Source organism: Flexithrix dorotheae DSM 6795, assembly GCF_000379765.1.
In the GTDB taxonomy this organism is placed as follows: Bacteria; Bacteroidota; Bacteroidia; order Cytophagales; family Flammeovirgaceae; genus Flexithrix; species Flexithrix dorotheae.
In genome coordinates this window covers 275,640-289,657 of sequence record NZ_KB903509.1, presented here as the reverse complement: position 1 = coordinate 289,657, position 14,018 = coordinate 275,640, and the positions used below count along the sequence as shown (strand labels likewise).

9 protein-coding genes are annotated in these 14,018 nt (G+C 37.5%); 2 read left to right on the top strand and 7 right to left on the bottom strand.

The window, feature by feature from the left end:
* Window positions 1-77 precede the first annotated feature (77 nt).
* The 7 genes from fabG to A3EM_RS0138895 form a co-directional block, all read right to left on the bottom strand.
* Window positions 78-824: a 3-oxoacyl-[acyl-carrier-protein] reductase gene (gene fabG / locus A3EM_RS0138935; RefSeq protein ID WP_020533663.1), complete on the bottom strand. Its 747-nt coding sequence runs from the start codon at window positions 822-824 to the stop codon at window positions 78-80.
* 145 nt (window positions 825-969) lie between these two features.
* On the bottom strand, window positions 970-1,152 hold the full coding sequence (locus tag A3EM_RS0138925) for a PspC domain-containing protein (protein ID WP_020533661.1): 183 nt from the start codon (window positions 1,150-1,152) through the stop codon (window positions 970-972).
* A gap of 216 nt (window positions 1,153-1,368) precedes the next feature.
* Window positions 1,369-3,129, bottom strand: coding sequence for a hypothetical protein (locus A3EM_RS0138920; protein WP_020533660.1), 1,761 nt, complete (start codon window positions 3,127-3,129; stop codon window positions 1,369-1,371).
* Window positions 3,130-3,305: 176 nt separating this feature from the next.
* The gene (locus A3EM_RS0138915; RefSeq protein ID WP_020533659.1) at window positions 3,306-3,923 is read right to left on the bottom strand and encodes a hypothetical protein; all 618 of its coding nucleotides are present in this window, start codon (window positions 3,921-3,923) and stop codon (window positions 3,306-3,308) included.
* Window positions 3,924-4,028: 105 nt separating this feature from the next.
* Window positions 4,029-5,513 (bottom strand): RNA polymerase factor sigma-54, encoded by a 1,485-nt coding sequence (gene rpoN / locus A3EM_RS0138910; protein ID WP_020533658.1) that lies wholly within the window; start codon window positions 5,511-5,513, stop codon window positions 4,029-4,031.
* Between the two features lie 431 nt (window positions 5,514-5,944).
* Window positions 5,945-7,387: a DUF1501 domain-containing protein gene (locus A3EM_RS0138900; protein WP_020533656.1), complete on the bottom strand. Its 1,443-nt coding sequence runs from the start codon at window positions 7,385-7,387 to the stop codon at window positions 5,945-5,947.
* A gap of 198 nt (window positions 7,388-7,585) precedes the next feature.
* On the bottom strand, window positions 7,586-10,804 hold the full coding sequence (locus tag A3EM_RS0138895) for a DUF1553 domain-containing protein (protein WP_020533655.1): 3,219 nt from the start codon (window positions 10,802-10,804) through the stop codon (window positions 7,586-7,588).
* A gap of 326 nt (window positions 10,805-11,130) precedes the next feature.
* On the opposite strand from A3EM_RS0138895, the gene A3EM_RS46780 reads away from it, so the two are divergent.
* Complete coding sequence (locus A3EM_RS46780) at window positions 11,131-12,384, top strand: hypothetical protein (protein WP_169513467.1); 1,254 nt, start codon at window positions 11,131-11,133, stop codon at window positions 12,382-12,384.
* 90 nt (window positions 12,385-12,474) lie between these two features.
* A complete protein-coding gene (locus A3EM_RS0138885; protein ID WP_020533653.1) occupies window positions 12,475-13,830 on the top strand; it encodes a neutral/alkaline non-lysosomal ceramidase N-terminal domain-containing protein in 1,356 nt (451 codons plus the stop codon).
* Window positions 13,831-14,018: the final 188 nt, after the last annotated feature.

The following is a 14,018-nucleotide window of genomic DNA, read 5'->3' as shown; positions in this document are numbered from 1 at the left end:
TGTTATTTAAAATAAGAAAACAAAAAAGGTTGAGCATTTCATTTGATCAACCTTTTTTGTTTTGAAGAGGAATATTATCAGGTGTTCATACCACCGTTAATTTCAATAACCTGCCCCGTGATGTATTTTGACATATCTGAAGCAAGGAAAATAGCTAAATCTGCTACTTCCTCTGGAGAACCTGCTCTTTTCAAAGGAATGCCCTCTTTCCATTCTGCTACAACTTTCTGATCCAATTGCCCTGTCATTTCCGTTTCAATGAAACCTGGTGCAATTACGTTAGCTCTAATTCCTCTGGAACCTATTTCCAGTGCCACCGATTTGGTAAATCCAATAATCCCTGCTTTGGATGCTGCATAATTCGCTTGCCCGGCATTTCCTCTCACACCTACCACAGAACTCATGTTGATAATAGACCCTGATTTCTGCTTCATTAATGTTCTGCAGGAAGCTTTGGTAAGGTTAAACACTGATTTCAGGTTAATTCCAATTACCGCATCAAATTGCTCCTCACTCATTCTCATTAGAAGGCCATCCTTGGTAATGCCGGCATTATTGATTAGGGCATCCAGAGAAGAAAATTCAGCTACAAAATCTGCTACTAATTTCTCAGCTGCTGCATAATCTGAAGCATCAGACCTGAATCCTTTTGCTTTTACACCAAGTCCTTCCAGCTCTTTTTCAAGTGCCTCACCTTTCTCTACGCTAGATAAATAAGTAAATCCAACATTGGCTCCAGCTTCAGCACACTTAAGGGCAATAGCCTTTCCTATTCCTTTTGATGCACCAGTTATAAGTACATTTTTTCCTTCTAATAATTTCATGGGTAATATTAAATTTTTGAGCACAAGTGCTTCAGACCTTTATTGGTCGGTGAAAAAATCTTTGCCTGTTTATTCCCACCAATTGTGCAAGTGGGAATAATTGGGCAATATTACAGCATGATTTTCAGAAATAAAATTGGGAAGCTTAATATTCGCTTGGAATAATGAATGCAAGGGCAATGTAGATTAAAATTGAAACCCCAAAGAAAAATGAACTTACGGCAAAAGCTACCCGCACTATAGTCGGATCTATATTCAGGAAGTTGCCTATTCCTCCACAAACTCCGGTTAATACTTTATTATAATTTGATTTTACTAATTTGCTCATTTTTTTTAATATTGATTTGGTTATATGTAAGTGAAAAAGCTGAAAAAGTTGCTAAAAATTGACACTAATATAAAGAAATAAGATGAACGGTCAATTTTAGTGTTGTGTAAAACAAGGTACTAGACAAAAAATAATAATGAATTGGGAATAAAGCCTGGCTTTATTGCAGGTTTTTCTCACTGTTTGGATAAAAAAGGAAGTTTAAAAAAGAGACAGTTACCATTTTTTCTCAAAAGCTTTCACATAATCATCTTCATAGAAGGCTTCATAACTTTTCTGATCTACTGTAGTTGGAAAGGATTCCTTCTTTTTGGTAATGATGAAGTCATATCGATTTCCCGGGAAAGGGTTCGTTACATGGATGGTAAGGTGTTTTTGATATTTTAAACCTTCATATCTTAAAAATACATTGTATAAATCCTCGGTAACAAAAACCCGGTTAGCTTTTTTTCTGAGTACATAATCTACAAGTTTTGGATATTGACGGTAAGGGGTTGGTTTTAAAATTTCCAACTGTAAAAATGTTAAGAAAAATAGGGTATAGACAATTGCAGGAATTAATGTCCAGGTAGTCTTTTGCAAAGATTCCACTTTGTATTTCTTTGTGATCAGGAAAATGGCTGTTACTAATCCGAAATATTCAAGCAGACCTAAATATAACCAGATTCGGAAGAAAGGTAAAACTTTTTTAACCAATAAAATGGGAAAGGGAATCACATAAAAACAAAGCATTAAAAGACTTAACATTTTTAAGCTTTCCCGGCTGCACCAGCCTTTTGCACTGAAGAATTCCGGTTTGTAAAATACAAATGCCCAAAAGCCAAGATTGATCAGTCTGAATATTACTCCTAAATAATCCATGCTATAAAAAGCACTGGCGGATTCTGCCAGATAACCAGGTATTTTCAAGATGAATTCTTCCCAGCTTAAAGAAGCTACCCAGGAATTTTGAAAAAGTACAGTCCAACCGCTCCCAATCAGAATTGGAGTGTAGCAAACTCCTGTTCCTAAAATTACGATAAGAGTGGCTACTGAAATCCATCTAACCTTTTGCTTTATGCCGAATTTCCAACTGTAGATTAACCCAAAGGTAATTAAGCTGGCAAATGGGAATATGAATACAGGAATAGTAAAAAATCCTAAAATTGAAGCAATGATAAAAATGGCATAATAATATTTGAAGCCACCCTTCACAATTTTAAATAAGGACAGTATGCAGAAAATAAGGATGAGCAACAGTAAAAAATATCCTCTTCCATGAACCGCATAGAAAAGCCCATATTCTGAGAGAGAAAAAAGTAAGGAGCCCCAAAACGCTATTCTAAAATTAGAATAATATTTTACCAGTGTGAAAATTAGAATTGTAGTGATTGTGCTTATCAGTAATACGGGTAGCCGCATGGCAACCCATGGATTCGAGAAAAGGTGATCCGCCAGGCCGCATAAAAGCAGGTAAAGCACATGGTTATTTGGGCCCGGGTAATAAAACAGGGTAACAAAAAAACCTTTGTCTACTAAAAATACATAGGAAAAGGCTTCATCAATGTGGATGGGATAGGCAAAAGAGAAATAAAGCCTGGAAATGGAAATGATGGTGAAGGCTACGATGGCCAGGTTTTTTTCAAATGGGGAAAGCGCATCTAAGGTTTCGTAAAGATGAATGACCAGATTTCTAAGGAAAAAATATATCTGTTTTAAGGAAAAATAGATGATTTCCAAATACAGGTATATGTAAAAACCGACAAGGGGAATAATTAATGAAACCCCAATAAGAATGTATTTTAAAACTTCAAACCTAAATTCTGTAAGGTATTGTGACCTGAAAATTGTGGCTTTTTCATGCAGGTTATAGAGAATGATAATTGTATCCGAAAATTCCTGGTAATTTGTATTGAAAAAAAACACTGTAGTTGCCAGTGCCATTCCTGATACAAAAAAGATAAGAACAATTGCTATGGTTCTAAACTGCTGGAACATCCGGATTTTATGGGCAATAAGCTTTAAAGTGTATTTTCTTCCCCAAAAACTTTGTGAAAAACTAAAAAATTAATGCTTGTGTAAGCAGGTAAAAGTGAATAACGAAGCAATGCTAAAAATGGTGGAAAGGAAAAGCTTTTTTTTAATCTAAACCTGCCTTTTAAGGATTATGGAGGCTAAACTAAAATATAAACAGACAAAAAACATACAGAGAAAGCCATGACACCACTAAGAAAAATTTCCTTTGGGTCATTGTGTTGCAATGAAAGTCTAGCCGATGCCAGACTACCCCCAACTATGATCAGCGCTAAAATAGGATAAAGCAGGTTATGGCTATCAGTAAAAATATTAATAGCGAATAAAATACCTAATACCCCAAAAATCCCACTCACATGGATGCTGATATTATAAAAAATAGAAAGCATAGTGGAAAAAGCAACTGTAAATGTGATTCCGATAATCATACTATTAAGTAAATTACTCACCCCCTGCTTTTCTACAAAAGTGTAAGTCACCATAGTGTAAAAAATGGTGACCATTACAAAAGGAAATAGTTTTTCAAAACGACTGTCAATTTTTAAGTTTTGGGACAAAGAAGAAGCGTAAATCAGTAATAGGCTTAAGGCCGGAAAAATAAAAGTGCCCAGAAATATCAGAATCAGTACTCTTGTTTTTTCATTAAAACTGAGTGCCAGAGAGGCATCTGCCAAAAATAAAACAATTAAAAAACTGAGAGATGGCATCAGCAGTGGATGGAACAGGTAGGAGAGGGTAGTGGCGATTTTTTTATCCAATGCGAAAAAATTTGAATTTGTGATTTTCTAAACTTTTAAAAAAGAAAAAGGTCTGAATTTTGAATTTTCAAACCTTCTTCTCAAAAATGCTGAACCAGGGGAAAACTATATTTCCTTTCTCAATCTGGCCACAGGAATATTGAGTTGTTCACGGTATTTAGCAACAGTCCTTCTGGCAATATTATAGCCTTTGTCATTAAGCATTTTTTCCAATTTATCGTCAGATAATGGTTTGCGCTTGTCTTCACCTTCAATAATGGTTTTAAGGATATATTTAACTTCCTTGCTACTTACATCTTCACCAGAGTCGGTGGAAATACTTTCAGAAAAGAAGAACTTTAAGGGAAACAAGCCAAAATCAGTCTGAATGGATTTGCTGTTTGCTACCCTGGAAACTGTAGAAATATCCATGTTAATTTCATTGGCTATATCCTTCAGAATCATTGGTTTAAGCTTGCTTTCGTCACCAGTATAAAAGAATTCTGACTGATAATTTACTATTGACCTCATAGTTTTGAGCAATGTTTCCTGTCTTTGTTTTATCGCATCAATAAACCATTTGGCTGCATCCAGCTTTTGTTTTACAAAAGATACCGTTTGCTTTATTTTTTTATCCTTTTTATTACTCTTATCATAAGTATCCAGCATATCAGCATAAGATCGGCTGATTTTTAATTCAGGAGCATTTTTAGAATTTAAAGCGACCTCCAATTTTCCATTTACTTCTTTAAGCAGAAAGTCAGGAGTAAGGTATTGTGATTTTACAAACGTGTTGGTATATCCTCCGGGTTTGGGATTTAGTTTGATGATCATATTCACAGCACCTCTAAGCTGCTCTTCCGTAATGTTTAATTTTTTCTGGATTTTGATATAATGCTTTTTCTTAAACTCTTCAAAGCAAAGCATTACCACTTTTATGGCTACAACTACAAGAGAATCCTTCCTGTCTTTTTTCTGTAATTGAAGATAAAGACATTCCTGCAAATCTCTTGCGGCAATTCCCGGTGGTTCAAAGGTTTGTATCCTTTTTAAAACCTGCTCTACTTCTTCCTCGGATGTTTCAATGTTTTGTAAGAAGGCCAGGTCATTTACCATAGCTTCTAATTCTCTTCTTACATAGCCATCATTGTCTATACTTCCAATAATTTGCTCTCCAATGGCATGTTCTTTATCCGAAAGATTAAGGTATCCCAACTGAGCCATCAGGGCATCAGTGAGGCTTGACATCATAGGAATAGGAATTTCCTTATCATCCTCAGTGGCAGGGCCATCCCCGTACATTTTATATCCACTAATGTCATCATTGTTAATATATTCATCCAGGTTTATTTCCTCTACCGGGTCTCCAATATCATCAAAATCATCATCAAATTCATCTTTATCATCAATATCGGAACTTGTATCATCTCCTGCATTGATTTCATCCTGGTCATCTTCTTCACGACCTTCCTCCAATACCGGGTTGGCTTCAAGTTCCTCTTCAATCCTTGCCGCTAACTCCATAGTTGGCACCTGCAACAACTTGATAAACTGAATCTGTTGAGGCGATAATTTCTGGGTTAAGGTTTGCGTTAGGTTTAACTTCTGCATAAGAGAAAATTTTAAGTGTCTCGAACTCTAAAGCACTTTCTATAGTTTTTTTAGCTGTTTGCGATTCAAACGACTGCTTAATAATTATTGATATTCGTTAATAATTGTTTTTTACTTAAAAAAGTCACCTGGAACATACGAATTAACTTCATTCCAGGATTCAACTTCTGATAGAAAATTGAATTCAACTGCTATTTTAAGAAGATAACCCTCAGAAAACAATTTTAGATTCAACTATTTTTTTATTTTTTAAATTATTGGTTCAAAATTTGTTAGAGAGCGGTTTTTTTTGTAAATAAGAAATACATGATAGGATTAAATCAAGGCTTGAAAATCCAGTCTGGAGAAGAGAAGGCAAATAAAAAAAGGTTGCCATTTTTTTTAAATGACAACCTTTTGGATTGGGATGGTAATTAAACTTTAATGATCGCCTAAGCCAAAATTGGTTTTATCAGGCTTCCATGCACATCTGTTAATCGGTATCTTCTTCCCTGGTGTTTAAATGTTAATTTTTCGTGATCAAGACCGAGTAAATGTAACATTGTGGCCTGAAAATCATGCACATGTACCGGATCTTTCACAATGTTGTATCCAAATTCATCGGTCTGCCCGTAGGTAATTCCTTTTTTAATTCCCGCACCTGCCATCCATATGGTAAAACACCTGGGGTGGTGATCGCGGCCATAATTTCCTTTTTCCAGTTTTCCCTGAGAATAATTAGTCCTTCCAAACTCCCCACCCCAAACTACAAGTGTATCTTCTAACAGGCCTCTTTGTTTTAAGTCTAATATCAAGGCTGAGGAAGCCTGATCCACATCCTTACATTGCCCTTTAATTTGATCAGGGAGATTATTGTGCTGATCCCAGCCGACATGATATAATTGAATAAACTTAACATCTCTTTCTGCCAGTCTTCTTGCCAGCAAACAGTTGGCCGCATAAGTTCCGGGAATTCTGGCATCTTCCCCATATAGTTTAAAAATATAATCTGGTTCATTGGAAATGTCCATGGTTTCCGGAACTGAGGTTTGCATTCTGTATGACATTTCATATTGAGCCAGCCTGGATTGTATTTCCGGATCGCCAAATTTTTCAAATTGATTTTGATACATCTGTCCCAGTTTGTCAAGCATCCTTCTTCTGTTTTCCGGTTTAATTCCGGGAGGATTGTTAAGATAAAGCACAGGATCTTTACCCGATCGGAATTGAACCCCCTGATGGAGTGAGGGTAAAAAACCATTTCCCCACAAACGGGAATAAAGTGGCTGAGCCGATTTTCTGCCACTCCCTCTGGAAAGTAATACACTGAAAGCAGGAAGATTTTCATTGTCTGAACCAAGTCCGTAACTTAACCATGAACCAATACAAGGCCGTCCCGGTTGCTGAGAACCTGTTTGGAAAAAGGTAATGGCCGGGTCATGATTAATCGCCTCTGTATGCATAGATTTGATAAAACAAAGCTCATCCACAATTTTGGAGGTGTAGGGCATCAGTTCACTTACATAAGCACCACTTTTACCGTGACGGGCAAAATCAAACTGAGCGCCTGCAAGGGGAAATGATTCCTGTCCTGCTGTCATTCCGGTAATTCGTTGTCCCTGTCTTATAGAATCCGGAAGTTCCTCACCATTTTTTTTATTTAATAAGGGTTTATAATCGAATAATTCCATCTGGGAAGGCCCGCCACTTTGAAAAAGGTAAATTATCCTTTTTACCTTGGGTGCAAAGTGAGGTTTATCCAAAAACCCCCGGGTACCAGAAGGGGATTTTCCCTGTAGAATTCCCGGTTTAAATAAGGAGCCAAATGCCAATGCCCCTAGTCCAAGGCTGGTTTTGGTGAGGAAATGTCTTCTGGGTAAATAATGTTCTTTCATTTTCTTAATTTAATACTTTTTTATTTTAATAGTCGGTGAATTTAGCGAGATGCTGAAAACCATTTTTAAGCACAACAATTCCATTGCGGGGAAGATCTTTACGCTATAAATAGTCCTCAAAATCTATTCAAATTTGCCACAAACACTATTTTGAATAAATGAAAATTCTCAATAATTGGGTCAAGCAGCATGCTTGTTTTAGCGTTTTACGAAAGAATCTTCGAAATTCATGATGGCGTTTCCTACGATAGTAAAGGCGCCAATTTCCGCTTTATCCAGGTTTTTGTTAAATGGAGATTCCCCCACTGCCAGTAATTCATCAATGTCTGCAGGGTTCTCGCTGAAATGCAAATATTCCTCATTATAAATTGCTGTCAAGAGTTCCAATTCTTTTTCATCTGGAAACCTGCTAGTAAGCAGCCTGAAAGCATGATTGATTTTATCTTCCGTAGAATTTCCCCCTTCGATAATCGCCCTCTCAGCCAGTTTTCTCGATGCTTCAATAAATTGCGGATCATTGAGTAACACCATAGATTGTAAGGGTGTATTTGTCCTTTGCCTTTTCACAATGCAAAAACTTCTGGTGGGTGCATCAAAAGTATTCATGGATGGAGGTGGAGACGTTCTCCGCCAGAATGTGTACAGACTCCTTTTATAGAGATTATCACCGTGATCCTGAACATAATATCTTAAAGTGACACTAAAAGTATTTTTTTCAGACCAAAGCCCTTTAGGCTGGTATGGTTTTACACTTGGGCCTCCAATATCTTTTATCAGTAATCCGCTGGCAGCAAGAGCATTATCCCTAATCATTTCAGCGGATAAACGGAAACTTGGACCTCTGGCAAGCCAAAGGTTGTCTGGATCATCTTTAAGCAAGTTTCCTGGGGCAAGGGAGGACTGACGGTATGTAGCCGACATCACCATCTTTTTTATCAGACTTTTCATGTCCCAGCCCGATGCAATAAATTCTATTGCCAGCCAATCCAATAATTCCGGGTGGGTAGGTAAAGCGCCTTGGCTTCCAAAATCTTCTGGTGAAGCCACTATTCCTGTTCCGAAAAACTGCATCCAAATTCGGTTGACAATCACACGTGCTGTAAGTGGGTTATCGGGGTTGGTAATCCATTTTGCCAACCCCAGCCTGTTTTTGGGAAGTGATTCATCAAAAGGAAGAATTTCAGCTGGAGTAGACGGACTGACTTCTTCTCCCGGAGCATCATAAACACCTCTTTCCAGGATATATGATTTTTTAGGTTGCTTTAAATCTTCCATTACCATAACCTCAGGTAAAGTATCCTGTAAACTGAATTTTGCCAGCCTTTCAGTTCTAAGCTTTTCCTGAAGGTTTTTATATCCTGCTGTCTCCCTTATGAGGTGATGTTTTTCCCAATCAGCTTCAGGTAAATCAGTTAGTTTTTTGGCATTAATTTGAGCTGCTTCAATAGGAGAAAGTTCCAAATTAAAAATTTTCAATTCGTCAATGAAGGCAGTTCCGGAGCGGGTAAGGTCAAATTGTAATTTTCCTCCTATCGAAAGGTTTTTTTCCTTTCCATTATCAGTAAGTGATTTTTTAAGCTGGTCAAACTCTACTGTGAAATTTTCCTTTTCTCCATTGATATAAATATTAATTCCATTGGCTTTACCTGAGCCATCATAAGTAAAAATAAGTTGGGTGAATTCGTCATCAGGTATTTTTTTGTTGGTTGTCACCTGAATCTGGTCGGCTGGTAGTTTATGTACCAATCTGATAGAAGGCTGATTTTTTTTTAATAACATTTCATAGCCGTAAAAGCCTTCATTTTTTCCTGCCAGTTTAAAAATAATGGGTAAATATTCTCCTGCTTCCAGTGGTTTTACCCAGAAACTAAAGGAAAATGGAGTATGCCTTTCAAAATGGGCCATTTTCCCCAAACCAATATTTTCATACTGGTTATAAGAAATTGCATTTCCTTTTACCCCTTTTTCCAGTATAGCTTTTTCAGAAACTCCAGCTAATTGTTTTGGGTTAATCAGATTTGGGGTTGATTTATTTTTAACCATATCAAAAGGATAATAGGCAATAGGTTGAGGAAGTTTTACCTGGCTGGTTTTGATCAGTTTTTCCTCATTGAGGGAAAGTCTAAAGTTTTTCTTGAATTTTTCTAACTCTGTGGAAGCTTTTTCTATGTTTTGATCCAGAAAAACCAATTGGGCTTCAATTTCTTCATTAGTGAGTAAAACGGTTGGTCCTGAGTTGCCATCTTTCTGTACAAGTCCTCTTTCATTTACATTGTTGAAAAAGGCGAAAAGTTCATAGTAGTTTTTCTGACTGATTGGATCGTATTTGTGGTCATGGCAACGGGCACATTCCATAGTTAAACCCATAAAGGCAGTGCCTGCAGTATTCGTTCTGTCAGCAGCATATTCCACCATAAACTCCTCTGGTATGATTCCCCCTTCTGAATTCAACTTTTGGTTTCTGAGAAAAGCAGTTGCCAGTTTTTGTTCTCTTGTAGCATTTGGAAACAAATCTCCGGCTATCTGCCAGCTAATAAATTTGTAATAGGGCATATTCTGATTGTAGGCATTAATTACCCAATCCCGCCAGGGCCACATCATGCGGTATCCGTCTTGCGAATAACCATGTGAATCGGCATACCTGGATATATCCATCCATTCCATGGCCATCCGCTCTCCATAATGTGGAGAGCTTAATAGCCGGTTGACCAGCTTTTCGTAGGCATCCGGAGATTCGTCTGATAGGAAATTATCAATTTCTTCAATTGTGGGAGGCAGGCCTGTTAAATCAAATGTTACTCTTCGGATAAGCCTGCTTTTCTCCGCTTCTTTACTTGGAGAAAGATTTTTCTCTTGCAATTTTGCCAGTACAAACTGATCAATTTCACTATTTCTCCAGTTTGGATTAACCTCTTTAAGTTCAGGAAGGGCTGGTTTTTCTGGTTTTATAAATGCCCAGTGAGGCTTGTACTCAGCTCCCTGTTCTATCCATCTTGTAAGGATGGCGATTTCCTCAGGGGTGAGCGTTAGGTTAGATTCTTTGGGAGGCATAACTTTCTCCGGATCATTGGAAATAATCCTGTGATAGACCTCACTTTTCCCTGGTTTCCCCGGAACGATGGCACGAAGGTCTGGTGCTTCTGCTAAAGCTGCATAGGCTCCTGCTGCATTATCCAGTCTCAAATCAGCTTTTTGGGTATTTTTATCTGGACCATGGCAGGCAAAACAGCGGTCGGAAAGAATAGGTTTTACGTGAAAGTTGAAATCAATAATTTCCGGGATATTTTTTTCTGCTTCCACTACTTCCTGAGGTTTGTCCACACCACAGCTGGAAATTAAAAAAAGCAGAAATGTTATCCGGAAAAATGGATACATATGAAGTAATTCTTTATGGAAAGGAGTGTAATTAATTTTCATTTTCAATTTTAACATTTATGATAGCCTTCGGGACTTGTCGCCTTGAGTTGCTTTGGGATTATTTAAATTAAGTAGTAATTCAAAATTAACCGTATATTATTTTGCCATAAAAGACTGATAGAGAGATTGCTGTTTCTCGGAAATAATAGTACCCAGTACGGAGTACCCAGTATGGAGTACCCAGTATGGAGTACCCGGTGTGGAGCACCGGTGCTTAAATTCCTAAAAGTGTTTTACCAAATTTAAGGAAATGGAAAGCGTGGAAAAAGTTAAAAACTGTTTTTTAACTGTTAATGTATGCCTTAATTTGCTGAAAATAAGGAAAATTGACTTTCTTAGCCCTTATCATGACAGAAGCACAATATCGGGAAATTGCGGAAAGAGTAATTCAAAGCGAAACATTCAAACTATCTAAAAACTATCAAAATCTGTTGGCTTATCTGGTGGATTGTTCTTTAAGGGATGAGGTGCCCAAGGAGACCACAATTGCCATTGAAATTTTTGATAAAGGTCCGGAGTTTAATCCTGCAGAAAGTACGATTGTGCGGGTAAGTATTTACAACCTGAGAAAGAAATTAAAGGAATATTACGATACTGAAGGTAGGGACGATCGGGTAAAGCTTGTTATTCCAAAAGGAAATTACAGAGTAGAATGGAAGGTACTTCCTGCCAAAGAAAAAACTCAGGTAGCCAAACAAATTCCCTGGAAAAAACTTTCCTTCCTTTTTATCATCATCATTGTGGTGCTATTTTCAATTATACTGGTCAATTTTTCGGGTAGTCAGAACTCAAAAAATTCATTAGGGGAAATGGCTATTCCTTCGAATAGTGTTTGGGAACCATTTCTTAATCCTCTGAACAATACAATGGTAGTGCTTGGGGATTTGTTTGTTTATGCCGAGCAGGATGAACTGACCAACCGAAATAGAACCATAAGAGATATGTCCATAAATTCTGACCTGGAATTGGATGCTTTTCTGGATACCATGGCCGATTATACAAGAAGCGTTTCCCGATTGCCCTATAGTTTGCTTATCAAAAGCAGTGCTTTTTGTATGAAAGACATTTCCCCCTTATTTTTCACCCATCAAAAGGATTTTAATTTGAGGGTAATGTCCCGCTTTAATTCGGAAGACTTATATGGACAACAGATTGTATTTGTAGGGCTACTTAAAACCCTTGGGATTTTCGAACAGTATTTTAAAAGTTCTCAGTTGAACTTCATAGAAAATAATCAAATGGTGCGGTTGGATAGTCTGGGTAATCAAATTTCCTATGTGCAGGATGGCAATCCTGTAGATTTTCATACGGATTATGGACTGGTGGCTAAATTTAAAGGACCAGATGATAATGCCATTATACTGTTTTCTGGATTTCAGGACACAGGGGTATTGCAGGCTGTCAAAAATTTTACGGATCTGGAATTACTTAAACAGAATGAAACTTTACTTCGGGAAAAATTCGGTTATTTGCCGGAGAATTTTGAAATGCTTTTTAAAGTAACCGGAGTGGACAGAACAGAACTTAATTCACAAGTGGTTTATATGAATGAATTGCCTGCACAAAATTCTATTTGGTAATTTCCAGCAAATCCTTTTCCTGTAGAATTCATCTGCTGAAATATGGTTTAATCTTTTATCTTTGCCCACTTCAAAAACAATACAGACTGAATGAAGTTCATCGGGAAGATTTTTAAAATATTCTTTATCATTATTGGGATAATTATTTTTCTGGCTCTATGCCTGGTTGGTAAAATTGACCGAACCCCACTGGCTGAAAAGGAGGAATATCAGGAAATGATGGAAGTCCTGGATACGGTGAATTTCCCCACTCCGATTAATGATACCATCCTAAAAGCAGGCTGGGGCAAGGTGAATATCACCCCTAATTTCCCGGTAAAACTGGCGGGTTATGGGCCAAGGGGTCCACATACCAATGTGCATGATTCTCTTTATTCCAGAGCCATCGTTTTTCAAAATACACATACAAAGCTGGCCATTGTTTCTGTGGATTTAATTATGTTTCCCCCGGTTGTAAAAGAAAAGTTAATCAGGGAGTTGGATGGATTCGGATATACACCGGAAATGATTTTGTTTTCTGCTACGCATACGCACAATGGCTTTGGCTGCTGGGAAAATTCTCTTGGCGGACAACTGATTTTAGGTGGATTTGAGGATCAGGTGGTGGACCATATGGTTTCAAAGGTGATCGCTTCTATTAAGTTAGCAGAATCGAATTTAGAAAGAGCAGAAACTGCTTTTTTTAAAGTAGATGGTAAAAAATATGTAGCCAACAGACTGGATGGAGAAAATGGTAAAGTTGATCCCTGGATCAGGAATGTGGCCATTAGGAAGGAAGGTGGGGCCACTGCACTTTTTACCACCTTTGCGGCTCATGCCACAGTTCTCAATCAGAAAATTTGGGATTTGAGCAGAGATTATCCCGGTGCATTAGTAGACAGCCTGGAAAAAACAAGAGAGTTAGATTTTGCTTTATTTTCAGCGGGCAATGTTGGTAGTCACAGGCTCCATGGTTTTTCCGGAGTGGATTACGATAGAATTGCCAAATCAGCCAAAACCCTTCACCACATCATCATGAAAGACATAAATAAGGCAAGTTTTTCCAAAAATGCCTTGCTTTCCGGTAAAAGAATTGACCTGATTCTACCCCCATCCCAACTTAGAATTGAACAGGATTATAAAATCAGGGACTGGGCATTTAGTGGGATTATGGGAGAACTTACCGGAGATATTTCCATTTGCCAGATAGGAGACCATTTAATTATGGGAATGCCCTGTGATTTTTCGGGAGAACTTTTGCAAAACGCACAATTGGATAGTCTGGCTGCATTAAAAGGCAAAAACCTGATCACCACCAGTTTTAATGGGGAATACATTGGCTATATCACCGATGACTGCCACTATGAAACAGTAGCCAAGGAAGAAGTAAGAGCGATGAACTGGGTAGGTCCGTATATGGGGGAATACTTTGCCAATGTGGTGGAGAAAATTATTTCGAAGTTGTAGGTGTTTCTACCAAAAAAGTAGATTCAGGTCCGTAAATTGGACCTGTAAATTTAGCTGAAAGTATTTTTAGATGTCTCCTGACTTCGATGGGTTTAGTAAACTATTTCACTCATTTCCTTAAATCCTATAATAAAAAAATAAATTCATTTTGGGGGTGAACTTCAATTTTAGCTACTATGTTTAAAATG

Coding starts and splice junctions, on each gene's coding strand:
- fabG (WP_020533663.1), bottom strand. CDS start 824: ATGAAATTATTAGAAGGAAAAAATGTACTTATAACTGGTGCATCAAAA.
- A3EM_RS0138925 (WP_020533661.1), bottom strand. CDS start 1,152: ATGAGCAAATTAGTAAAATCAAATTATAATAAAGTATTAACCGGAGTT.
- A3EM_RS0138920 (WP_020533660.1), bottom strand. CDS start 3,129: ATGTTCCAGCAGTTTAGAACCATAGCAATTGTTCTTATCTTTTTTGTA.
- rpoN (WP_020533658.1), bottom strand. CDS start 5,513: ATGCAGAAGTTAAACCTAACGCAAACCTTAACCCAGAAATTATCGCCT.
- A3EM_RS0138900 (WP_020533656.1), bottom strand. CDS start 7,387: ATGAAAGAACATTATTTACCCAGAAGACATTTCCTCACCAAAACCAGC.
- A3EM_RS0138895 (WP_020533655.1), bottom strand. CDS start 10,804: ATGAAAATTAATTACACTCCTTTCCATAAAGAATTACTTCATATGTAT.
- A3EM_RS0138885 (WP_020533653.1), top strand. CDS start 12,475: ATGAAGTTCATCGGGAAGATTTTTAAAATATTCTTTATCATTATTGGG.